The following is a 20,751-nucleotide window of genomic DNA, read 5'->3' as shown; positions in this document are numbered from 1 at the left end:
CGCACCGCACCTTCGATCACGCTGCCTTGAGGAGTCCGAGTTGCTGCAGAGCAGTCACGCCGTCATCCAGGCCGATTTCTTCAACGATCTTGCCGTCTTTTAGCTTGAGCACTGTCGTGCCGGTGAAGCGCATTTTTCGTCCGGTTGCAGCCGGCAACGATCCAACGAGGAAATCGCTGAACGCCGGACCGGTATGCGTGCCGCCACCTTCCCAACGACCCACTACATAGTCCCCTTCGGCGATGAGATCGGCGGCGCCCCAGAAGTTGAGATCCGGGAATGCTTCGCGGAAATCGGTCATGAAGGCCTTGATGTCCTCGCGGCCCCGGCGCGGCTCGTGCAGCGAGTAGCGCAGAAGCATGTCGGGGGCGGCAAGCTCGTCGACGATTTCAAGGTTGCAGGTCTCGCCCCAGAAGTGGGTGAACCATCGGCCCACGATGGCCTTGTTGTCATCTTCCTTGGACATGGTGAATTCCTCATTGACTGTGGTTGAAAGAGAGATGCACGATCGCCCCTCCCTGCGTGAACAATATTCGCGCGGACAGTCAGCGGCCCCCCGTTTCTTGCTGCAATACTCGAAGGAACGTCCTCGACCGCTACCTGGATGTCGGCGTTGACCTGTCGCTCAGCGATCATCTGGTCGATGTGGTGGCCAACGGGCTCGACGTGGCCATCCGCATCGCGAAACAGGAGGATTCCTCACTACGTGCGCGCCGGTTGTGCGCGGTGCCGGTAAGCGGCAGGGTCAGGAGTAACAATGCGGACGTGATTGGACGCCGCGATCCTCGCCGGAACAGAGCACTACGATGTGGACGATGCTGGTTCTTCCATTGCCTGCTGCTCGCATGCGGTGCGGTCCAGCCAGTTAACTCACCGGCATGGTTCCAACGTCGCACTCGCCCGATAAGGCAACTTCTCCTGCCGGCACGTTCGATACCCTAAGTGTTATCGACGCAGGCCTCGTGGCAGCACCCCGCTTATGTCCCAACAACTGTTTCCGGCTAATCGCGCAACCTTTGCGATGCGACCGAACAGACGGACACACTGTCCCGGATTTCTCTAGAGTTGACGGATCGTCGGTCAATCCTGACTTGCGACGCTGCGCTGGCCATTCAGCGTTAGTCCAACCTAGAGGAAAACAAATGAGAACGTATCTTCACAGGGAAATCTCGACCAGTTTCGATGAGCAGGCCAATCCAGGCCTGCCCTCCAGCAATGCGCCCTTGACGCTCAAACACACTATTCATCCCGAGGAAATACGGGACAACCTGCCCGCCGGCCAAGGCGGCATCGGATTTCTATTTCACGCGACGGACTGGGATACGCTTTCATTTTCTTTTCACAATGTGAAACACAGACATGCGTCATTCGAAGAAGAACTTTGGAACGCAAAGCCTTTTATTGCTTCGCCTATCTATTCGGGATCCCAGGTCATAGGGGCCAATATTGCCTGTCCAGTTCCCCTCGAGTTGTGGCTCGGGAGCCCGCGCGGTATCAAGCGATTCCGGGAGACGCAATTTTTTCCGGCACTGGAACTGGCAAGGCAGGCGGGATTGAGCATGGTGGCGATGGGCGCCTCCACGCCCTACGCCTGCAAGTATGGCGCACTGCCCCGGCATACAAAGCCGCCCTATATCACCACGGGCCATGCCGCCACCGCAGCGATGCTGAAAGACTGGGCCATCCACTGCTGCAACGAACTTGCCGTCGAATTCGGCGAGACGAAGCTCGCTCTATTCGGGGCTGCTGGCCGGCTCGGCACCACGGTGGCTAAATACCTGCTTTACAAAGATGCACCGAAGGAACTTGTTCTGATCGATCTACCGGACAAGGTGAACCTGCTCGCGGAGCAAGCAAAGGAACTGCTGGCAACCGATCTGCTGGGACGCACCCGGGTCTCGGTACACACATTCAGTCCGAACACGCCGTTGCCGCAGTTCGACGGTGCAATCCTCGCCAGCAGTACCAGCGTTCCCTACCTGACAGCTTCTGACCTCAAGCGGGCGCAGTTCTGGATTGACGATTCTCATCCCCGGGCGGCGAGCGTCGAGGCTGAACTCGCATCACGGGCTCACACGCTATATATTGAGTGCTTCGCGCGTGGCCCGGCCGGACTCAACACCGTGTTTCCGTTCAGACTGCCGACCACCCGCGATTGCTACACCTGTTTCGCCGAAGGCTACGCAGCCTGGCAGGAAGGCATTGTTTCCGATTTCATCATCGGCAGCCCTCCTGTATGGTCCGTTTCATATACGCACGGTCTTTTGAAGAAGTACGGTTTTTCGGTCGGACCTTTTCACGGCAAAGACGGTTCGACAATCGCCCCAAATACCCAACGTCGTGGCAAACACGAACTGATGGGGTCGTGAACGTCATTGGAGGCCAGATGGTGATGCCGCGCGAGAGTATGCGGGATTTGCTGGAACGAAGCCGGCTTGCAATTCGATGGGGAGGCATACTGGGCCTCCTGTGCCACCCCATTTACTACGTTGTCTGGACCTATGTCCTGCCGCAGCCGTACGACAACCTGTTCCTCCGGTTGAGTGCGGCGGCCATCTGCATTCCCTTGATTTTTCAGGCGCGTTGGCCCACGCGGTTTAACAGATACCTGCTGATCTACTGGCATTGCTGTCTGATCTACGTGCTGCCATTTGTTTGCACATTCCTTGCGATCAGAAATTCATTCTCCACCATGTGGATGATGACCGAGGTCATGATGCTTTTCATCATGGCGCTGTGCATCGACAACCCGCTTTTGCTGATGGCCTGCATAGGCGTGGGTATTTTTTCCGGCACGCTGGCAGCGGTGGCTACCTCACCGGCGCCGATCGTTCTGAGCGCTGCCAACCAGTCGGATCTCGCCGTGCTGCCCGTCGTCGTGCTGTGCAGTATGGCTTTCAGCTATGCAATCAGCAAAGGGCGCATCTTTGTCGAGCGAAACCGGGCTTTGCAAGCCCTCGCAGGCTCGATCGCCCATGAAATGCGGAATCCTCTCAGCCAGTTAAAACACGTTCTGGATCGCGTGGAAGAGGCGCTGCCTGCAACCACGGAATCCCACCGCTCACCGGCCTTGCCGCACGACCATGCAGCGCTGCTGTACCGTCAAGTCGCTCACGGCCAACTGTCGATTGAACGAGGCCTGCGCATTATCGCGATGACACTGGACGAAGTCAGCGCCAAACCCATTCGCTCAGATTACCTTGCCTATCTGAGTGCGGCGAACACCACGCGTAAAGCGCTGGACGAATACGGCTTCGGCGATGAAAAGGAGCGCAGCAAGGTCAGACTCGCGGTACTGGAAGATTTCACTTTCAAAGTCGACGAGACCGTCTATCTTTTCACCCTGTTCAATCTGATCAAGAACGCACTTCATCACATTGCCACGCATCCGTTAGCAACGCTCACACTCACGATCGACCGGCAGTCCGTTATCGTTCATGACACAGGTCCGGGAATCTCGCCCGAGATTCTGCCGCATCTGTTTGAGCCCTTCCGCACAGCGGGAAATTCGGCGGGTACAGGGTTAGGGCTCGCCTACTGTCAGCGCGCGATGCGCGCTTTCGGCGGCACCATCAGTTGCCGCTCGGAGGTCGGGAAATTCACGCAGTTCACGCTGCAATTTCCGGCCGTTCAGGAAAGCGAAGTCCTGGACCATGAGCACAGGATCTTTGAACGTGCCACGCCATTTTTCAGTGGGAAGCGCATTCTCATCGTAGACGACGATGCCGGCCAACGCGCGCGAATCCATCGCGCGCTCTCGAAGATGGGTGCGGACGTAAATGAGGCCGCAAACGGCGAGACGGCGCTGCGCATGCTTCGACAGGCAATACCGTGGGATCTTGTGCTGATGGACATCAACATGCCGGTTCTCGACGGCTACACGACCAGCGAAAAAATCCGCGCCGGTCATCAGGATCCTAACTGGAACGTTCTGATCGTTGCCCATACGGTAGAGCCCAGCAATGTGGCACGCATCCTCGCACGGCGAGCCGGCATGGACGAACTCATCAGCAAATCCTGCAGTGTGGTGGAATTGATCAGCACCCTGCAGACGCTCTTCGAAAACGGCAGCCGGCATCACCTGAACGAAAGATTCGACGGGTTCGCAGGCAAAACGATCCTGGTGGCAGACGACGACACCTACAGCAGGCTGGTTGCGAAAGGCTATCTGGAGCGATGCGGCGCGAGCGTCGTCGAGGCCGAACATGGGCAGGCGGTGCTGGCCGGGCTGGAGGAGAACGCCGCCATTGATGCCATCGTGATGGATCTGAATATGCCCGGCATGGGCGGCGTGGAAGTGACGGCGTTGATTCGCAATCGTGCCGACTCGTACGCCAAAGTCCCCATCATTGCCTTGACCAGCCAGTCCGATATGGACGCCGTACAGGCATGTCTCGCGGCGGGAATGAACGAGGTCATGATTAAACCGGTGCAGATCAGTTCCCTGTATGCCTCGCTTGCAAGACAGTTTGCCCAGCAACGTGCGTCGAACGCTTCGGCGAAGGCGGATCTATCGCAAACGTCGCCTGGTCCGACCGGAAAGCTTGCGACAGTCGCAGAAAGCAGCCTGCTTGACGAGAAACATCTCGAAGAGCTGGCGACGCTTGATTTGCTGGATCAGTCGTTTCTCAATGGCATTGAACAGATCCGCTCGCTCGTGGCGCGACTCCCGGCCAGTGTGACGGCACGCGACCTCGAATCGACACACGATGTATTGCACCGCCTGCTTGGCATCAGCGGCAATATGGGCGCGAAGGCGCTGTACCAGTTCACGAGGCAGATCTATCCGCGAGTGGTTGGAGGCGAATGGCCTTCAGAGCCTGAATGGCTTGAATGGATTTGCATGCTGGGGGAGCGCTCAACTGACGCGCTCCAGACGTATTTCGTTTCGGCGAACGCACGTCGCGATCATCGGGACGTGCTGAGCGGTGGGTAGCCGTCGGGTGACTGCCCGGCATCGGCGCTGCGTGTTCAGCTTCTGAAACGTGGAAAACTCATCGTTACCGTGGTACCCGAACCCAGGGTGGATTCGATCCCGAGGCGTCCACCTAAGGATTGCATGATGCGGTTGCAAAAGATCATGCCCATGCCGTGCCCGCCAGACCCTGCGTAGGTCGTGACAGGGTCCTGCAACAGACGCGCCTTGATCTCTGGCGCAATGCCCGGACCGTTGTCGCGAATGCGGATCTCAGGTTCGGGGGCGTCCACGACCTCGAAGCGCAACGAAGGCGCGGTTGCACCATCGAGCGCACGCAACGCGTTGGACAATAGCGAAGATAGTACGAGTGCGACGCAATTGGGCATTGAGTGCACGACGAAATCCCCTTGTACGTCGACCTGTATCCAGTCATCCTGCGAGGCGGTAAACGGATAGGTGTCGAGCAAGGTTGTGATCAATTGTGCCGCCTTGACCTTGCGCGTTCCAACGCCCGAGGCGAACGGCTGACCTCCATTCTTGTGCACGGCCGCCCAGAAAGATGAGATCAGTGTCAGACAGTATTGCGCATTGTTCTGCATCGAGGTCGCAGCCTGACCGATCGCCCTTTGACGCTCCGGATCGTATTGTTCGGCAACGTCGGTTTCGACGGCGCGTGCAAAAAGCGAGATCGTCGCCAAAGGCGTATTCAGTTCATGGGCGAGGAAAGCAAGCGTCTCATCCATTGCCAGCAGGCGCTGTTGGCGCGTTTCCCGTTCGGTGTAGCGCGCGGTGGCCTGCCGTAGGACCTCACGCACCGTTTCGACCCGAAGCGGCTTTTCGAGAATGCGGAATACATCACCCGTATTGACCGTCTGCAACAGCAGGTCCTTATCAGCATAGGCGGTCACCAGTATCCGCACGATCTGCGGATACTCCCGCGCTACCTGACGCAGCAGATCACCACCATGGCGCCCCGGCATGCGGAAATCGGTCACCAGTACGGCAATCTCTGCTGCGTGCTCACTCAGTACGCTCACTGCTTCGTCTACGCCTTGAGCGACATGCACTCGGTAATCCTCACGGATTGCGCGTGCGAAGTGGCTGCGCGATATCTCGTCGTCATCGACGAAGAGAATGGAAAAAAGCGCTTGCATGGCGTCACTCATCGAATTGCTGGCAGATCGAATCTGCACGTAGTCTATTGGCTGGATGATAAAAGTCGGAACAGATGCACGTCGGCTGACGCCGCAGTGGCTGATGACTATCGTAAGCGATTTTCAGAAGACAGCATGACATGCTAGGCATACGGCAGGATCGACCGGCACTCTCTAAAGCGGCCACGGCAGTTGTCACGGCATCGCAGCGCGCGTAGTCGCTCCCGTGTAGCGTGCCGCAGCGGTATCAGACAGGGCTGCTTCCGCTCGTGGCTCCATGTTCGGCCTCGTAAAGCAGACCGTATTCCCCTCTCGTTCGCTTGACTCGCGCGAAACCGAGTTCGCCCAAATGCATGCCGGCGACCAGGAGCCCCTCTGAACTGACCAGGTCCAGAAGCCGTGAGCGTGTAGTGGCTGCGAGAGACGGGTCTTGATCGAATGCAATCGATACGTCTGGCCGTTTAATCTGGATGTGAGGAAAATGAACAATATCCCCCCAAACGAGAAGACCCCGATCACGGGATTCGAGGATATATCCGGTGTGTCCATCAGTGTGTCCTGGTAGCGCCACCGCTCTAATACCGGGTAGCACTTCCCCCTCATCGAAAGTACGGAGCCTGGCGCTGTAGCCGTCGAACACCTGACGCGCTATCAGGAAGTTACCGCGAGCCCGCTCGCTGGCACGACTGAGATTGCCGTCATCCTGCCAGAATTTGACCTCTCGCTGATGAGCAATAAGCTCCGCATTCGGAAACGCAATTTGTCCGGCTGCATTCACCAGCCCGCCGACATGATCGGGATGAGCGTGTGTGAGCAGGATTGTGTCGATGGTGGATGGTTCGATGCCGGCAAGCAATAGATTCGTGTTCAGGCGCCCACCCCATTGCCTGATACCGCCGGCCCCAGCGTCGATGAGAATTGTGCGGCCCGCTCCGCGTACCACGTAGCAGTTGATGTGCACAGCGGCCGGCTCCTTCTGCCCGGCATCACGCTGCATTCTGGACGCCTCGGACGTGTCGATATTCGAAAGGAAGTCGAGGCTGGCAGTGAGGTAGCCATCGCTAATCGCGGTAATCGTGAAATCCCCAACGTGCTGACTTGGAACGGTAAAGGTGGACACAATTCCTCTCCAGACCGACTAATTTCGGGCGTAAATGTTCGACGCGGCATAACCAAAGCAGCGGATGCGCGCCGTGAGACCCGTGCAGCGAGCGATGGCGTTCTCAAGGGCTTCCGTGAACTGGTTCATTACCGCAGGCGTGCGAAACGTCTCAAGTCGATACTGGACTTCCGCGAAGACGGGATGTCCGTGCCCATGCCGAACGTCGACATAGACGACGTGGACGTTCTTGAGTGCCGCTTCAAGGACACTCGTACAGAGTTTGATGCAGTCGCGGGAAAGCTCGGCAAGCCTCTCGTCAGACGGCATTTGCCCCGCAGGAATATAGATAGTGACATTGGGCATCGCGGATCTACTTTGAGTGCCCGGTCAAAACGGTGCGAAAGCTTGTCAGTTGTTCGGTCATCGGTGCGTAGAGGTGGACGCCTTCAGACATGCCCCCGACAAGCTGAGCATTTTGCCGAGCCTGCTTTGCGAGCCAGCGGCGTTCCGGAAACTGCTCCAGCGCAACTGCACGCATGGCCAACGGTGTGAGGCCCATCCGGATCAAAGGATCGGGGCCGCTTTCACAAAGCACGAGGAGCTCGTCTGCATTTACCGCCGGCGCAAGGCCGATATCGCTATAGAGATTTCGATGCCAGTCCGTGATGTGTTGCTGCCACCTTGCGAAATTGCCGCCGCCTTTCTGGCGATATTCCTCTCCCGTCAGGACATCGAGACCGTCAATCGTGTGGACGGCGAGGTAGACCGGGCAGTCATTGCTTAATGACCTGAAACGCTGCGACGTGTGAAAGCCGGTAACCGAGATGAGAGCGGGCAGCTTTTCGAGGCTGTAGAAGTCGTTCCATTCGGCTTCGCTGCTGCGATCGGCGAAGCTGCATTCCACGGTGTAGATCATCAGATTGTCCTTCGTGACAGATGAGCGTAATACAGCGAACAATTCATGTTCAGTGCAGTAACGTAATGCTAATCTGACATTTTCCGCATATATAACGATATAAAATCAGCCTTCAGTGATGTTTACTCAAGCTGGCGTCGAACGCACACCAACTGACGAGATTCCAATGCGACGTAAGATTCCAAGCAATTCCGCGCTCCAGGCTTTTGAGGCGGCGGCTCGGCACGGCAGCTTCGCCCGCGCGGCCGAGGAACTCGCGCTGACCGAGGGCGCCATTAGCCGTCAGATTGGTCGGTTGGAGGAGTTTTTGGGAGTCGCGCTATTCGAGCGCATTGGAAATCGGGTAAGGCTTGCGCCCAACGGCACGCGATACGCGGTGCAGGTTCGCGAGATTCTGGATCGGCTGGAACGGGACAGCCTATATCTGATGGGGCAGCCCATCGAAGGCGCGAGTATAGATATCGCCGCAATTCCAACCTTCGCCACCCGTTGGCTTATCCCCCGGCTGAAACGCTTTCAGAATCAGCATCCCAACATTACCGTGCATATCGCCGAGCGTATGGAACCCTTCCTTCTTGCTGGTAGCGGTTTCGACGCAGCGATTCATTTTGAGCATCCCGCGTGGGCGGGTATGCATCTGCATCACCTGTTGGAGGAGGTGCTGGTGCCCGTCTGTAGTCCGGCGCTCCTCGCCGACGCCGATGCGAACCTATCCCTGGATGAACTGCCGCGCCTTCACAGGCGACAAAATCCGGACGCGTGGCAGATTTATGCACAGGAGTCCGGCATCGTGTTGACCAATTCGGCAGTTGGCCCACGCTACGATCTCCATTCCATGCTCATAGAGGCAGCTGTAGCCGGCTTGGGTGTCGCATTGGTGCCGCGTCTTTACATCGGGGCAGAGCTTGAACAAGGCCGTTTGGTCGCGCCCTGGCCGGACGGCAAGGCGATTACCAAAAACTTCTGCCTCGTTCTTCCGGAGCCGATCGAGTTGAGTGAAGGGCCGCTGCAGGCATTTGCGAAATGGATTCTTCACGAAGCCCGGGACATTTGAGCGTCCGCTTCGGGCTCACAAGGAGGCGGTGACTGCATGAGGCTGCCTGATCCGGCATCGCCACTGCTTGGCCGACGTCGGCGTGACCCACTGTCTTCGACCTCACCGCACTCCCTGCCTGACTATAGCCGCTTACATGCCACCCAACGGCTTTTTCACCATCAGCTTGCTGGTCACCGATGTTACTCCGGACACGCCCCTAACGATCGTTTCGGCCTCGCCGATCTGAGCGGCATCCGTGACCGTGCCATTCAGTGTCACCGCGCCGTCTTTCGCGATGACACTGATGTCTCCCGCGCTGATTTCCTTGTCCTTCCCGATGGCGGCATAAACCCTGCGGCGCAGGGCGCGGTCCGCCTTCCTGCCCACGGGGGCCACGGCGCCCGACGCCACCGTCCCGGACGCACCTTGCGCACCTTGCGCACTGTTGGCTGCGCTGGCGGCTCCTGCGGTTTGGGACCATGCGTTTGCGGACGCTGCAACGAACCATGCGGCGACCACCAGTTCGATTGCCTTGCTTGTTTTCATGGATTTCTCCAGTTCATGAAGGTGACGGAATCAGAAGCTATGGCGAATACCGACCATCGCCGCAGTGGTGGAGACACCTGGCGCCACCGGTGTGCCGTAGACGATCGTCTGGTTCATGGTTCCCTTGTTGTCGACATAGCCGACCTGCGCATACACCCTGGTCGACTTCGACAGGCTGTATTCCGCGCCCACGGCGATTTCGCTCGAATGATTCGCCGAATGGTTACGGTCCTTCAGGTAGTAGTAGCCGGACGTGATCTTGAAGAGCGGATTGAACTGATAGCCGAGGCCGCCCGAAATCATCTCGAAGTCGTAGGCGTTGCTCTTCGCCGGGTTCTTGCCCACGCTGTATGAGGCGGATAACGACAATCCGCTGATTGTGTACATCGCGCCGAAATAATAGAAGCGGTTATTGGCGAGGCCTGTCGTCGGTACGGCCGGACCCGCCGGATAGTTGGCAGGGTATGGATTGGTGTCGTGCCCGTTGTAGTACAAAGCGGCCAGATTCAGTCCATAGTTCGAGTACTTGAGCACGGCCGACTCGCGCGTGCCGCCCTGGGGCTGCCCCGGAACGCCGCCCGGTGCGAACTCGAGCGAAACGGACGCACCATGAAATTTCGGCGATGTGTAGACCAGCGCGTTGCTGTCATAGAGGGCGCCGATCGGTGCATTCGTGTTGGTGCCAGGCCAGCCGGCCGCCTGATTAAGACCGAGCCACGCGGTCAGGATACTGCCGAAATACTGCGCGCCGCGTACATCGGTGTCCGCCATCGCGTAGATCATCGGGACGATCTGCCGCCCTGCGTCGATCGTGCCGAACGGCCCGGACACGCCGATGCTCGCATACTGGTTGAAGAGCGCGGTCGCGCCCGGCGTGTCGGACAAACCCGGCTTGCCGTTCGTCGAGGTGAACGAGCCCTGCAGCTTGAAGTTGATCTTGTAGCCACCGCCGATGTCTTCGCTGCCCTTCAGCCCCCACAAGCTGGAAAAGATGCCGCCGTCCTTCGCTTGAAAGGTGTGGCCCAGATTGGGCGCATTCGGGGCGAACGATGCCGCCGCGGTGCTTTGATACAGCAGGCCACTGTCGAGCACGCCATAGAGCGTGACAGACGATTGCGCGTGGGCTGCTGAGGCAAAAACTATCAGCACTGCCAGGCTGCCTGATTTCAATTTCATTGTGTCTCCTCCAGGATCGGGTGCGCCGGGTGGGCCCGGCAGCTTATGGTTTGTTGCTCGAATGGAACTGTGTTGCCGCCACCCCGGTGTCTCAGGCCGAAAGGCGGTAATCGTTGAACCAGTCTTGTAACGGATTCCTGAGCAGTTCGTCCACGGCGCGAGCGCTACCGGGCTTCTTCATACTCAACTGCAGTGATCGCTCATCCCACTGCCGATGCCGCGCGCCGATGCGGACCAGCGTCGTGACTTCCAGGTACGGCGACGCGACGTTTTCAACGTCGCTCGATCAGACGAGCTGATGGATTAGTGTCTGCGCCATCGGCCATTCGCCAAACCCTGCTGCCGGGTTCAGATGACCGACGTCGCCAAGGTCGACGAGCCGGCTACCCCAGCTGTTCGCCATCGCAACGACACGCTCGAACTGCGCGAGCGGATCGTTGCGGCTCGCACCGACGATGCAAGGGAACGGCAGCGGCGTTCGTGGAATCGGTTGCCAACCGTTCTCAGCAAGTGCTTCCATGGTCGGATAGCCTGCCGGCAGCGGCGTCTCGAGATCGGCCGGAGCTGCAAGCAGTGCACCGTGAATCCTGCGGCTGTGCTGCTGGGCCCAATGCACCGTGATCATTACGCCCGCGCTATGCGCGACCAGGATCACCGGGCCGTCGATTTTCGCAAGCGCTGCATCGAGCGCGGCGACGCGTGCCGCGCAACTGAGCTTGTCGTGCTCGAGCGGCGGCACCGAGGCCACCTTGGGCAACTTTTGCTCAAGCAGCGTTTGCCAATGGTCCGCGACATGGTCGCGCAAGCCCGGCACCATCAGGATGGTTGGTGTCATATCGAAAGTCATGAAACGGTCTCCTGCCTGATCAGTACGGCTTGTCACCGATAATTCCGGCGCGCTCCATCTTGCGGTGACACGGCGGGTAGTCCATCACTGCATAGTGCTGCGTGCTGCGGTTGTCCCAGATTGCGATGCTGTTGGGTTTCCAGCGCCAGCGGACCTGGTATTCGGGAATGTAGGCCTGGCTCACGAGATAGCGCAGCAGGTCACCCGCCCCGGGATTGGCGTCCTGCCCGAAGCGCACGCGCGCCGGCGTGTGGTAGTTGGTGAAATGAGTGGTAAAGGCACTCACAAACAGCACCTTCTCCCCGGTCTGCGGGTGCGTGCGTACAACCGGATGCTCCGCGTCCGGGAATTGCGCCTTGAGAGCGAGGCGTTTCTCGACCGGCATCGCGGCGCCGAAGCTCGCCTCGATGCTGTGGCGAGCGCGCAGGTCAGCGATCTGGGTTTTGACGTGCTCGGGCAGTTTCTCGTAGGCGAGAGCCATGTTTGCCCACATCGTGTCGCCGCCTACCGGCGGGCACTCCACACAGCGCAGGACAGCGCCGAATTGCGGCGCCTCACGCCAGGTAGCATCCGCGTGCCACGCGTTTTCATACCGGTCGTTAGGCTGCTCCGGGTTCTTGTAGATGCGCACGAGGCCCGGATAGTCCGGGTCGCTGCCGGCGACCGGATGATCCTCCAGTTCGCCGAAACGGCGCGCAAATGCAACATGCTCGGCGCGCGAAATATCCTGGTCGCGCAGGAACAGCACCCGGTGTTTGAGCAGCGCCGCACGGATCTCGGCAAACAGGCCGTCATCGTCGATGGCATCGGCGAGATTCACCCCAACGAGTTCGGCGCCGATGGTGCACGTCAATTGTTCGACTCGCATGGCGTTCTCCTCAGATGACGAAGACTGACGAACCGGTCGTCTTGCGCGATTCAAGGTCACGATGGGCCTGCGCCGCATCCTCCAGCGCGTAGCGCTGATTGAGTTCGATCCTGATGCGGCCCGCGGCGACATGCCCGAAGAGTTCGCCGGCGAGCTCGTCCTTCTCCGCGGGGTCGGCGATATAGTCCGCGAGCGCGGGGCGTGTCAGATAGAGCGAGCCCTTCATCGCCAGCATCTGCGGATTGAACGGCGGAATCGGCCCGGACGCCGTGCCGACGCAGACCATCAAGCCACGGCGTCTAAGCGAATCGAGCGACGACTCGAAAGTATCCTTGCCGACGCTGTCGAACACAACGTCCACGCCGACGCCATTGGTCAGTTCGCGCACACGTTTCGCGACGTCCTCCCGGCTGTAGTAGACGATGTGGTCGCAACCATGCGCGCGGGCAACCTCGCCCTTGGCCTCGCTCGAAACCGTGCCGATCACGGTGAGACCCATCAGCTTCGCCCATTGCGACACAATCAGGCCGACACCGCCGGCGGCAGCATGCAGCAGGATGGTGTCACCTGCCTTGAAATCGTGAATGCGGCGCATCAGGTACGACGAGGTCAGGCCTCGCATCGTCATGCCCGCTGCCGTTTCGCAGGAGATCGTGTCCGGCAGCTTGATGAGCGGTGCGGCCGGGACGAGGCGTTCAGTGCTGTAGGCACCGAGTGTGTTGAGAAAGCCGGTGTACGTCACGCGATCACCCACCACGACGTTGGTCACATCCGCGCCGATTGCCTCGACCACGCCTGCAGCCTCGACACCCATGCCCGAGGGCAGCGGCACGGGGTACAGGCCGCTGCGGAAGTAGGTGTCGGCGAAATTCAGGCCCACAGCCTCGTGCCGCAAACGAACCTGTCCGGGCCCCGGGTCGCCCACTTCAACGCTTTCATAGCGCAAGACTTCGGGACCGCCGGTTTCATGGAAACGTACTGCTTTTGCCATACTAAACTCCTGTCTTTTATTCGTACTACAGATTTATTTACCTTTGAACTGGACTGTCTGTTCTGCTCCCGGGTGCGCTCTCCCGGAATACCAGCGCGCGGGTTAGCCGCGGGTTAGCGATAGATCAGCGCCGTGCCTGTTCGCGTAAGGCACTCACGCGATTGATGTCGACGCCATAGCTGCGCTTGCCAATGAAGAATGCGACCGCGGCGACCAGCGGTGCGAACGGCACGAGTTGCAACGCACCGAGCAGTCCTATGCGGTCAGCCACCATGCCTGTCAGGACGGCGGCAGGGGCCAGCCCCAGCAGGTTGTTCGCGAGCGTCAGGGTGGCAAATGCCGACGCATGGATCGCCGGCGGAGTGAGGTTCGCCACCATTGCGCCTGAGGGACCGGTTGCACCTGCACTGAAGAACATGCCGGCGCCGATCAAGACGAGCTGAGCCGGCCCCGCCGGCATCCGGAAACCGATTGTGAGCAGCACGAAACAGATCAGGCAGAAGGCAACGGCCGTGCTCCACTTCCTCCCCCGCTCATGCTTGCTGAGCCGATCGGCCAGATTGCCGCACACCACCATGCCGAAAGCGGTGGCCAGCACGAACAGGGCGGCGCTCATGGCTGCCTTGCCGGTGGACATGCCGTAGTACCGGTTCAGGAAGCTTGGCATCCAGGCCCAGACGGCGGCCGGAGTCAACAGATGAATACCGCTGCCGACATAGGCACACACGACCGATTTCGTCGAAAAGAGCCCTTTCATCAGCGCACGGAAGCTCATACGCAGGCCTTGGCCCCGCGCACACGGATTCGTATCTGCGGGCCGCAACCGCGCCAACTGTTTTTCTGTCACGGCGAACCGGTAGCAAGCGAGCAGCACGATCCCGAGGCCTGCCATTGCGCCGAATGCCGCGCGCCAGCCAAGGTGAGCCGCAACTGCGCCTCCGAGTGCCATACCCAGCACTGAACCGAACGCGCCCCCGGCCATGAACGCGGCGGTGAGCGTGGAGCGCAGCCGTGCCGGAAAAATGCTGAGGACAACTGCGATACCGACGCTCCCATAGGCTGCTTCACCGATGCCGACGAACGCGCGCGCGAGCAGCATCTCGTGATAGTTCGTCGAGAACGCGCAGCCAAGCGTCGCGAGACTCCACATCGCGGCCATCAGGGCAATGCTCCTGACGCGGCCCCAGCGGTCGGCGAGCACTGATAGCGGGAAGGTGAGCACCCCAACCATCAGCGCGACCACGCTGCTCAGCGAACCCAGATGGGTATCGGAAAGATTCCACGTGATCTTGAGCATCGGAAACACGGCGTTCAGCACCTGCCGCGACATGTAATCGGAGAGCAGCAGCCCGACCGTCAGTGCAAAGACAACCCAGGCATAGGCGCTGACGTCGGATTGCGTCGTCGAATCATTGCCCGTCCCGGGCTCCGCATGCGTAAGCATGAGTTGTCTCCTTCCTGTCCAGCTTTTTTATTGAGTCACGGCGCCGTTGCACATAGCGTCGGCCTGGCCGCTCATCGGGCGTTCAGGCGACTTTGCGCAGATGGCCCTGCTGGCGGCCCGTGCGGTTAGGCGCGAAGCCGTTGGCCGCCAGGGACTCCTCCACCGTGTCATAGGACACGCCGATCCTGGAGATCTCGCGCGCCTGCTGCGCGGTAGCGATCGGGCGCCCGAACTCGCGCGAAATGCGCACCAGTTGCTCGATTTGCTGGACCGTACTGAACTTGCCGGTGCGTTGCTGGTTCCAGAGGTTGTCCTCGATGCCGCAGCGCACGTGCAGACCCATGGCGATACCCATCATGTTGATCGGCAGCACGTTGAGCACGGAGCTCTCCACCGTCAGCACTGCGCCATCGGGCACGGCACGCACTATGTTAGCCATGTTGTATATGTTGGGCGCGTCCATGCCGCCGCTGATGGCCACCCAGTTCATGACCAATGGGCCTTTGTAGATGCCCCTGCGCATCAGGCGTTCGACGGACTCGAAGCTGTTGATGTTGTAGCACTGAAAGGCACTCTGAATGCCCGCGGCCGACAGGCGCCGGATGTGCTCCTCGACCCAGCCGGGCTGCGCGGGCACCGTCATCTCCTTGTAGGCCTGAAAAATGGCCGGATCTTCCATCGACGTGCCACGCAGGTCTTCGAAGTCGAAGTGCTCCAGCACATTCATCTGCGAGGTATTCACGGTCACCGTGACCTGGTCGGGTTTGGGATCGAGATCGGCCAGCATATGGCGCGTGTCGTCAGAAAGCCACTTGGCGGCAGCGCCATCAGTCTCTGGCGCGAACGAGATCGAACCGCCCACCTGAATGATCATGTCGGGCACGGCGTTGCGAACGCCGGCAACCAGTTCGTTGAACTTGGACAAACGCTTGGAGCCGCGTCCATCGAGTTCGCGCACGTGCAGATGCAGCACCGTGGCACCCGCGTTGTAGCAGTCCACCGCCTTCTGGATCTGCGCTTCCATCGTCACCGGAATGTCCTCGGGAAAATCGGACGGGACATAAGAGGGTGCGTAGGGCGCGGCCGTGATGATGAGCGGCTGCTGGTTTTCGGGGAATAGATGTCCGTCGAGAAAGTTCATGGCGTGTCTCCGTCGGTTGGAATAGGAAGGGAATGCGGTTGGTGAGGCCAGTTCCACAGTAGAAGACTATCGCTACAAGATCGGATGCAATGTATTATCTGGGACATTCGATGTCTAAAATGGGACATGGCGATGCGTGATTACACCCCCCTGATCCGAAGCGCCAGTCTTACCGGTTATGCCGAACTGGCGCGCCACCATGGGCTCAATCCCGAGGCGATGCTGCGCAAGGTGGGGTTGAGTAGCCGGAGCCTTCTCGATCCCGACATGCCGGTCAATCCCATCGCGGTGAGCCAGCTGCTCGAGGACAGCGCCTCGATGGCAGGCGTGGAAGACTTCGGCTTGCAACTGGCCGAGGGCCGGCGGCTGGCAAACCTGGGTCCGATCAGTTTTGTGATGCGCGAAGCGCCGAATGTCCGGCAGGCGCTGGACAACCTGTGTCGATACATGCGCCTGATTAACGCGGCGCTGTTAACCAGCCTCGAAGACTTTGACGATTGCGTACTGATTCGCGAAGAAGTCCTCGTGACCGGCACGCGCTCGGTGCGGCAGTCCGTCGAGATGGCGGTGGGCGTGGTATTTCGCGCGATCCAGGAATTATTGGGGCCGGCCTGGCGACCCCGGAGCGTCGGTTTCAAGCATCGTCGGCCGCACGGTGCTACGCATCACAAAGCGCTGTTCGGGACGGTGGTCGAGTTCAATGCAAGTTTCAACGGCATCGTCTGTAGCGCAAAGGACCTCGCTGCACCCATTTCGGCCGACGACTACCGCATGACGCCCCATGTTCGGCGCTTTCTCGATCACGCGCTGTCCGGATCCGATGAAAGTGTGACGCACACTGTCCGGCAGATCGTGGTTGCCATGTTGCCCGGCGGCAGATGCACATCGGAACAGGTAGCCAAGCACCTTGGCGTGGATCGCCGAACTTTGCATCGCCATCTGGCCGCAGAAGGCACGAGCTATTTTTCGCTGCACCAGTCGGTTCGAGCCGAACTCGCCTCCCGTCAAATACTCGACAGCGATCGCTCCCTCGCCGAGCTCGCGGATCTGCTCGGCTTCTCAAGTCCCAGCGCTTTCGCTTTCTGGTTCAGAAAGCAGTTCGGCATGACGGTTTCGAGCTGGAAGAAAGCCTCGCAGGCGCTCGCAAATACATTGCCGGGGGGTGGCTGATCCTTGTCTCCTCACCGTAACCTCCGCACGGAGGCGAAGTACAGGTTGATGTGATCGCGACAGTGGCGATCAGGCGGTCGCCTGGTTTCAAAACCAGGCGACCGTTCAGCGTGGTGCGATAGAGCTGGAGAAAGAAAGTCTGCGTAGTGAGGAGCGCTGTGTTCGCAATTCCAGTCGCGTGAATCGAGTCCGTCTGCGTCCCCGGCGGTCAAGCTCTACATCAATTGGAGTCCTTCTGCCCGCTGCCGTCCAAACCAGACTTAAGCGCCATCCAGAAGCGGACATCCTCCATGCCAAGCGCGTACATCGACGTTCCACCCAACCCATATGAATTAACCAGGCCCGCCTTGATTGCAACGCTGCGTGCGTTTTCGGTCCAGACAGTGTGAGTGCCGCTCCCGTCGTTGGCAACGTAAGTGAACTTTACCGAATTGCTTCCCACATCGTAGATCGGCGTAATGCCATATGTGCTGATGAGCGAGTCAGTGGCAAACCACGGCAGTTGCGATCCGGAGTTGTCAGCGCGCCAGTTGTAGCCATAGGCAGGAATGCCGTTCAGAATCTTTGTAGCCGGCACCAGCGAAACAGCGTAGTCGAGATCACGCTCCATCCACGCTGAACTGGCGACTGGGCCCGGGTCCCACGAGGGAATCGCCTCGTCATACGTCATGATCTGGAGATAGTCGACTGCGGCGCCCAGCGCGCGGAGATCGTAGGCGTAATTGTACGGATGCGCGGCATCCGTTGCGGAGAATGCCGGGACGCTAATGATCAGCTTCAGGCCGTTCGCGTGAAGCTCGCGCCCGAGGACCTGCGCGAAATTGCTGAAGTTGTCCCGGTCGCCTTGCGGGACTGCTTCAAAGTCAATATTGATACCCGCAAACTGGTTAGCTTGTGCAAATGCGACAAGGCTGGAGACGGCTTTGTTGAGATTTGTATAGATAATGTCGTGCGCGGTCGATGAATTCCACTTTGTGTCGAAATTGGCCACGCTACCGTAAGTCGGGATGTTCTTTGATTGGAGAAATGCGATTGCATCGGCGGGATCAGGTGCGCCATTGCCGATTACGGTGCCATCGTTCGTAATGTGGAAATCCATGGAGACAGCGTTGAAATAAGTGTAGTACCGCGTCAGCGACTGGTAGTTATTTCGGCTGCCTGAATAGTAGGCTAGCACCATCGGTGGCTCGGCAGCTTGAACGCTCGTGACTAAGATCAGACTCGCAAGGCAAGCCGAAAGGAGTTTCATTTTTACCCTTGTTTTGATGTGTAAAACGTTTGTGGATCCGCGTTAACGCACCTTCAGACTATCCATGGAAAATGACGCCGGCATGACCTCAAGACAAAGTCAAAATGTCGCAATCAACGATTCTCGGATGAGTAATTCAGTAAAGTTAATGCGATTCTAAACGTCAATTATTTGCAATCCTTATAAAACTATCGTTGTTAAATACCCTGAACGAGATTGACAAGCATTTCTGCCTGCATGAATGGCACAGAATCATTCCCGTTGCCGGCATCGTTCTCATTGAGCGGCCAACCGCTTTCTTCCGACAACGCAAGAGTTACGCAGCACGGTAGAGCGCTTTCAACTGCGCCAACTCCTCCATAAATTTCTTCTTAAGCTCTTGCGGCCCTACGATTTTCAGATTTGAACCGTATCCCAGCAGCTTCCGCGCGCCGTGCTCGATAGATTCGATGGGCATCAAAAACTCTTTCCATCCTGACGGCACCTCCGCGCTACCCGCACCCTGCAAAACCGGAGCGGTTTTAATCCGCGCGTTGAGCAACCAGTTCTCGCCGCGCGGCGACACGGCGATATGGGCCGTCAACCGATAAAGATCGGTCTCGTACCGGTTCATGGCATCACGCCAGTGCTTCGCCAGATCAAATCGCGCAGGCCGCTTGAAGCGGCGGCGGGAGGACTTGAGTTCACTAATATTCGCCAGCCGGAAGGTCAGTGCGCCGGGCTTGCCTACTACCCTGGCAATCAGATACCAGGTACCGCCCTTGAGCACCAAACCGAGCGGCTCAAGTTCGCGGTGAGACAAACCTTGCCAACTCTCATACTTCACTTCGATACGGTACGAGCTCCACACGGCATTGGCGACTTCACGCAGATATAGCGGTGTTTCTTGCGCACGGTACCAATCCACAGTGTCTATGTGCAGCCGGCTGGCGACGCGATCAGCCTGCTCGCGCGAGTCCGGAGGCAGGCTGGCAATCATCTTTAGCCGCGCGGAGCTTGCCATTCCGTCCAGGCCCAGTTCTGTGGCAGGCCCAGGCAGCCCTGCCAGAAACAGCGCATGCGCTTCTTGCGCCGTGAGCCCGGTGAGATCGGTACTCCAACCCTCGCGCAATTGAAATCCCCCATTGCGGCCCCGATCCCCCCAAATAGGCACGCCAGCCGTGGAGAGCTGATCGATATCGCGCAAGATCGTGCGCTCCGAAACCTCCAGTGCTTCAGCCAACGCCGGTGCGGTCATACGCCCGCGCGCTTGCAGCATCATCATGATCGACAAAAGGCGGCTGGCCTTCATAAATGACACCTCACCTCAAATACATGACATGAGGTGTCATGTTAACGGACTTACTATCTGCCACATCCTTAATCTGCACGATCGGTGCGAAGGCCAAACATGGACGATGAACACATGAAAATACTTTCCGGCCCCCTCAGCATGTTCGGCGCCAAGGTCGAGATCGCGGCGCACGAGAAGGGCATCGACTTTGAACTGGTGATGGTTCCGTTTGACCCGCTGCGTGGCTACGATCCCAAGCATCCGGATGTATTGCGCGTCAATCCGAAGCGTCAGGTGCCGGTACTGATTGACGGCGACCTGGAGATTTTCGATTCCACGCAAATATTTGAGTATCTTGAAGACCTGAAACCCAATCCTGCCTTATGGCCGGCGCATCCAAAGGCGCGCGCGATAGCGCGTCAACTCGAACACGGCAGCGATGAAATCTATTTCCCCCACGTTATCCGGCTGATGGGGCTTGAAGATACGCCGGATGATCCCGCGGCGCAGACTGCGCGCAGCGAAGCGCTGCAATACTATCGACGCATGGAACGAGTTCTCGCGAATCGGGAATTCCTGGCCGAGACCTATTCCTATGCCGACATTGCGTTTTACATGGCGCAGTTGTTCGGCGCGCGCAAGGGCGCGCCGATGACAGGAGAGACACCTAATCTGCTGGCCTGGCGTGAACGGATGACCGCACGTCCTGCTGTGCAAAAAGTTGCCGGTGCCATGGCGGGATATCTTGCCTCGATTGGAAGTATGGTCCCCGATTTTCTTCAGGGACTTACCCCGTCCGTGTAATCGAAGACCAGTACGCCTTGCTGGGCCAGCAACGGGCCGGTCCTTCCAATGCATCATCGGCTGCCGCAGGCCGTCCTTTGTGTTTCGCCTGTCCGCTTGCTATATCCTCGACAGAG

General features: G+C 58.9%; 19 protein-coding genes and 1 pseudogene. 6 read left to right on the top strand and 14 right to left on the bottom strand.

The features are described from left to right. Positions 1 to 16: 16 nt before the first annotated feature. Positions 17 to 466, bottom strand: coding sequence for an ester cyclase (locus tag BCY88_RS26765; RefSeq protein WP_120347177.1), 450 nt, complete (start codon positions 464 to 466; stop codon positions 17 to 19). A 122-nt stretch (positions 467 to 588) separates the two neighbouring features. On the opposite strand from BCY88_RS26765, the pseudogene BCY88_RS40460 reads away from it, so the two are divergent. From BCY88_RS40460 to BCY88_RS26750, 3 genes and pseudogenes are all read left to right on the top strand, one after another. Next, positions 589 to 729: pseudogene (locus BCY88_RS40460) on the top strand (LysR family transcriptional regulator); the annotation flags it as partial. 413 nt (positions 730 to 1,142) lie between these two features. After that, a complete protein-coding gene (locus BCY88_RS26755) occupies positions 1,143 to 2,369 on the top strand; it encodes a Rossmann-fold NAD(P)-binding domain-containing protein (RefSeq protein ID WP_120347175.1) in 1,227 nt (408 codons plus the stop codon). Between the two features lie 17 nt (positions 2,370 to 2,386). Beyond that, entirely contained in the window at positions 2,387 to 4,936 is a 2,550-nt protein-coding gene (locus tag BCY88_RS26750; RefSeq protein WP_120347174.1) for an ATP-binding response regulator, read from the top strand. Positions 4,937 to 4,971: 35 nt separating this feature from the next. Here the strand turns inward: BCY88_RS26750 and BCY88_RS26745 are convergent, their stop codons facing one another. From BCY88_RS26745 to BCY88_RS26730, 4 genes are all read right to left on the bottom strand, one after another. After that, entirely contained in the window at positions 4,972 to 6,084 is a 1,113-nt protein-coding gene (locus tag BCY88_RS26745; RefSeq protein WP_120347173.1) for a hybrid sensor histidine kinase/response regulator, read from the bottom strand. 235 nt (positions 6,085 to 6,319) lie between these two features. Beyond that, the gene (locus tag BCY88_RS26740; protein WP_120347172.1) at positions 6,320 to 7,192 is read right to left on the bottom strand and encodes an MBL fold metallo-hydrolase; all 873 of its coding nucleotides are present in this window, start codon (positions 7,190 to 7,192) and stop codon (positions 6,320 to 6,322) included. 18 nt (positions 7,193 to 7,210) lie between these two features. Then, entirely contained in the window at positions 7,211 to 7,537 is a 327-nt protein-coding gene (locus BCY88_RS26735) for a hypothetical protein (RefSeq protein ID WP_120347171.1), read from the bottom strand. A 7-nt stretch (positions 7,538 to 7,544) separates the two neighbouring features. Further along, positions 7,545 to 8,090 (bottom strand): sugar ABC transporter, encoded by a 546-nt coding sequence (locus tag BCY88_RS26730; RefSeq protein ID WP_120347170.1) that lies wholly within the window; start codon positions 8,088 to 8,090, stop codon positions 7,545 to 7,547. 166 nt (positions 8,091 to 8,256) lie between these two features. Between BCY88_RS26730 and BCY88_RS26725 the strand changes: the two genes are divergently transcribed. After that, the gene (locus BCY88_RS26725; RefSeq protein ID WP_120347169.1) at positions 8,257 to 9,144 is read left to right on the top strand and encodes a LysR substrate-binding domain-containing protein; all 888 of its coding nucleotides are present in this window, start codon (positions 8,257 to 8,259) and stop codon (positions 9,142 to 9,144) included. 132 nt (positions 9,145 to 9,276) lie between these two features. On the opposite strand, the gene BCY88_RS26720 is transcribed toward BCY88_RS26725, so the two are convergent. From BCY88_RS26720 to BCY88_RS26690, 7 genes are all read right to left on the bottom strand, one after another. Continuing rightward, entirely contained in the window at positions 9,277 to 9,672 is a 396-nt protein-coding gene (locus tag BCY88_RS26720) for a BON domain-containing protein (RefSeq protein WP_120347168.1), read from the bottom strand. A gap of 30 nt (positions 9,673 to 9,702) precedes the next feature. Further along, on the bottom strand, positions 9,703 to 10,848 hold the full coding sequence (locus tag BCY88_RS26715; RefSeq protein WP_120347167.1) for a porin: 1,146 nt from the start codon (positions 10,846 to 10,848) through the stop codon (positions 9,703 to 9,705). 286 nt (positions 10,849 to 11,134) lie between these two features. After that, on the bottom strand, positions 11,135 to 11,695 hold the full coding sequence (locus tag BCY88_RS26710) for an RBBP9/YdeN family alpha/beta hydrolase (RefSeq protein ID WP_120347166.1): 561 nt from the start codon (positions 11,693 to 11,695) through the stop codon (positions 11,135 to 11,137). Between the two features lie 19 nt (positions 11,696 to 11,714). Further along, entirely contained in the window at positions 11,715 to 12,563 is an 849-nt protein-coding gene (locus BCY88_RS26705; RefSeq protein ID WP_120347165.1) for a TauD/TfdA dioxygenase family protein, read from the bottom strand. A 10-nt stretch (positions 12,564 to 12,573) separates the two neighbouring features. Next, entirely contained in the window at positions 12,574 to 13,554 is a 981-nt protein-coding gene (locus tag BCY88_RS26700; protein WP_120347164.1) for a quinone oxidoreductase family protein, read from the bottom strand. Positions 13,555 to 13,678: 124 nt separating this feature from the next. Further along, on the bottom strand, positions 13,679 to 14,998 hold the full coding sequence (locus tag BCY88_RS26695) for an MFS transporter (RefSeq protein WP_120347163.1): 1,320 nt from the start codon (positions 14,996 to 14,998) through the stop codon (positions 13,679 to 13,681). Positions 14,999 to 15,080: 82 nt separating this feature from the next. Beyond that, positions 15,081 to 16,139 (bottom strand): beta-keto acid cleavage family enzyme, encoded by a 1,059-nt coding sequence (locus tag BCY88_RS26690; protein ID WP_120347162.1) that lies wholly within the window; start codon positions 16,137 to 16,139, stop codon positions 15,081 to 15,083. A gap of 132 nt (positions 16,140 to 16,271) precedes the next feature. On the opposite strand from BCY88_RS26690, the gene BCY88_RS26685 reads away from it, so the two are divergent. Further along, positions 16,272 to 17,309 carry an AraC family transcriptional regulator gene (locus BCY88_RS26685; protein WP_120347444.1) on the top strand — a complete coding sequence of 346 codons (1,038 nt, stop codon included), beginning with the start codon at positions 16,272 to 16,274 and terminating at the stop codon, positions 17,307 to 17,309. A 220-nt stretch (positions 17,310 to 17,529) separates the two neighbouring features. On the opposite strand, the gene BCY88_RS26680 is transcribed toward BCY88_RS26685, so the two are convergent. Continuing rightward, on the bottom strand, positions 17,530 to 18,558 hold the full coding sequence (locus tag BCY88_RS26680) for a glycosyl hydrolase family 18 protein (RefSeq protein ID WP_220669694.1): 1,029 nt from the start codon (positions 18,556 to 18,558) through the stop codon (positions 17,530 to 17,532). A gap of 316 nt (positions 18,559 to 18,874) precedes the next feature. Continuing rightward, positions 18,875 to 19,849, bottom strand: coding sequence for a helix-turn-helix transcriptional regulator (locus BCY88_RS26675; RefSeq protein ID WP_120347160.1), 975 nt, complete (start codon positions 19,847 to 19,849; stop codon positions 18,875 to 18,877). Positions 19,850 to 19,963: 114 nt separating this feature from the next. Between BCY88_RS26675 and BCY88_RS26670 the strand changes: the two genes are divergently transcribed. Beyond that, on the top strand, positions 19,964 to 20,635 hold the full coding sequence (locus BCY88_RS26670; protein WP_120347443.1) for a glutathione S-transferase family protein: 672 nt from the start codon (positions 19,964 to 19,966) through the stop codon (positions 20,633 to 20,635). Positions 20,636 to 20,751 lie beyond the last annotated feature (116 nt).

Origin of the sequence: Paraburkholderia fungorum (genome assembly GCF_003610895.1) — a bacterium.
Taxonomy (GTDB): Bacteria; Pseudomonadota; Gammaproteobacteria; order Burkholderiales; family Burkholderiaceae; genus Paraburkholderia; species Paraburkholderia fungorum_B.
This window is presented reverse-complemented; position numbering and strand designations above follow the sequence as displayed.

Excerpts from the sequence above, each read along its gene's own strand:
- BCY88_RS26765 (WP_120347177.1), bottom strand. The coding sequence starts at position 466 with ATGTCCAAGGAAGATGACAACAAGGCCATCGTGGGCCGATGGTTCACC.
- BCY88_RS26745 (WP_120347173.1), bottom strand. The coding sequence starts at position 6,084 with ATGAGTGACGCCATGCAAGCGCTTTTTTCCATTCTCTTCGTCGATGAC.
- BCY88_RS26680 (WP_220669694.1), bottom strand. The coding sequence starts at position 18,558 with ATGAAACTCCTTTCGGCTTGCCTTGCGAGTCTGATCTTAGTCACGAGC.
- BCY88_RS26750 (WP_120347174.1), top strand. The coding sequence starts at position 2,387 with ATGGTGATGCCGCGCGAGAGTATGCGGGATTTGCTGGAACGAAGCCGG.
- BCY88_RS26735 (WP_120347171.1), bottom strand. The coding sequence starts at position 7,537 with ATGCCCAATGTCACTATCTATATTCCTGCGGGGCAAATGCCGTCTGAC.
- BCY88_RS26730 (WP_120347170.1), bottom strand. The coding sequence starts at position 8,090 with ATGATCTACACCGTGGAATGCAGCTTCGCCGATCGCAGCAGCGAAGCC.
- BCY88_RS26715 (WP_120347167.1), bottom strand. The coding sequence starts at position 10,848 with ATGAAATTGAAATCAGGCAGCCTGGCAGTGCTGATAGTTTTTGCCTCA.
- BCY88_RS26675 (WP_120347160.1), bottom strand. The coding sequence starts at position 19,849 with ATGAAGGCCAGCCGCCTTTTGTCGATCATGATGATGCTGCAAGCGCGC.
- BCY88_RS26700 (WP_120347164.1), bottom strand. The coding sequence starts at position 13,554 with ATGGCAAAAGCAGTACGTTTCCATGAAACCGGCGGTCCCGAAGTCTTG.
- BCY88_RS26710 (WP_120347166.1), bottom strand. The coding sequence starts at position 11,695 with ATGACTTTCGATATGACACCAACCATCCTGATGGTGCCGGGCTTGCGC.
- BCY88_RS26670 (WP_120347443.1), top strand. The coding sequence starts at position 19,964 with ATGAAAATACTTTCCGGCCCCCTCAGCATGTTCGGCGCCAAGGTCGAG.
- BCY88_RS26685 (WP_120347444.1), top strand. The coding sequence starts at position 16,272 with ATGCGTGATTACACCCCCCTGATCCGAAGCGCCAGTCTTACCGGTTAT.
- BCY88_RS26705 (WP_120347165.1), bottom strand. The coding sequence starts at position 12,563 with ATGCGAGTCGAACAATTGACGTGCACCATCGGCGCCGAACTCGTTGGG.
- BCY88_RS26690 (WP_120347162.1), bottom strand. The coding sequence starts at position 16,139 with ATGAACTTTCTCGACGGACATCTATTCCCCGAAAACCAGCAGCCGCTC.
- BCY88_RS26755 (WP_120347175.1), top strand. The coding sequence starts at position 1,143 with ATGAGAACGTATCTTCACAGGGAAATCTCGACCAGTTTCGATGAGCAG.
- BCY88_RS26695 (WP_120347163.1), bottom strand. The coding sequence starts at position 14,998 with ATGCTTACGCATGCGGAGCCCGGGACGGGCAATGATTCGACGACGCAA.
- BCY88_RS26725 (WP_120347169.1), top strand. The coding sequence starts at position 8,257 with ATGCGACGTAAGATTCCAAGCAATTCCGCGCTCCAGGCTTTTGAGGCG.
- BCY88_RS26720 (WP_120347168.1), bottom strand. The coding sequence starts at position 9,672 with ATGAAAACAAGCAAGGCAATCGAACTGGTGGTCGCCGCATGGTTCGTT.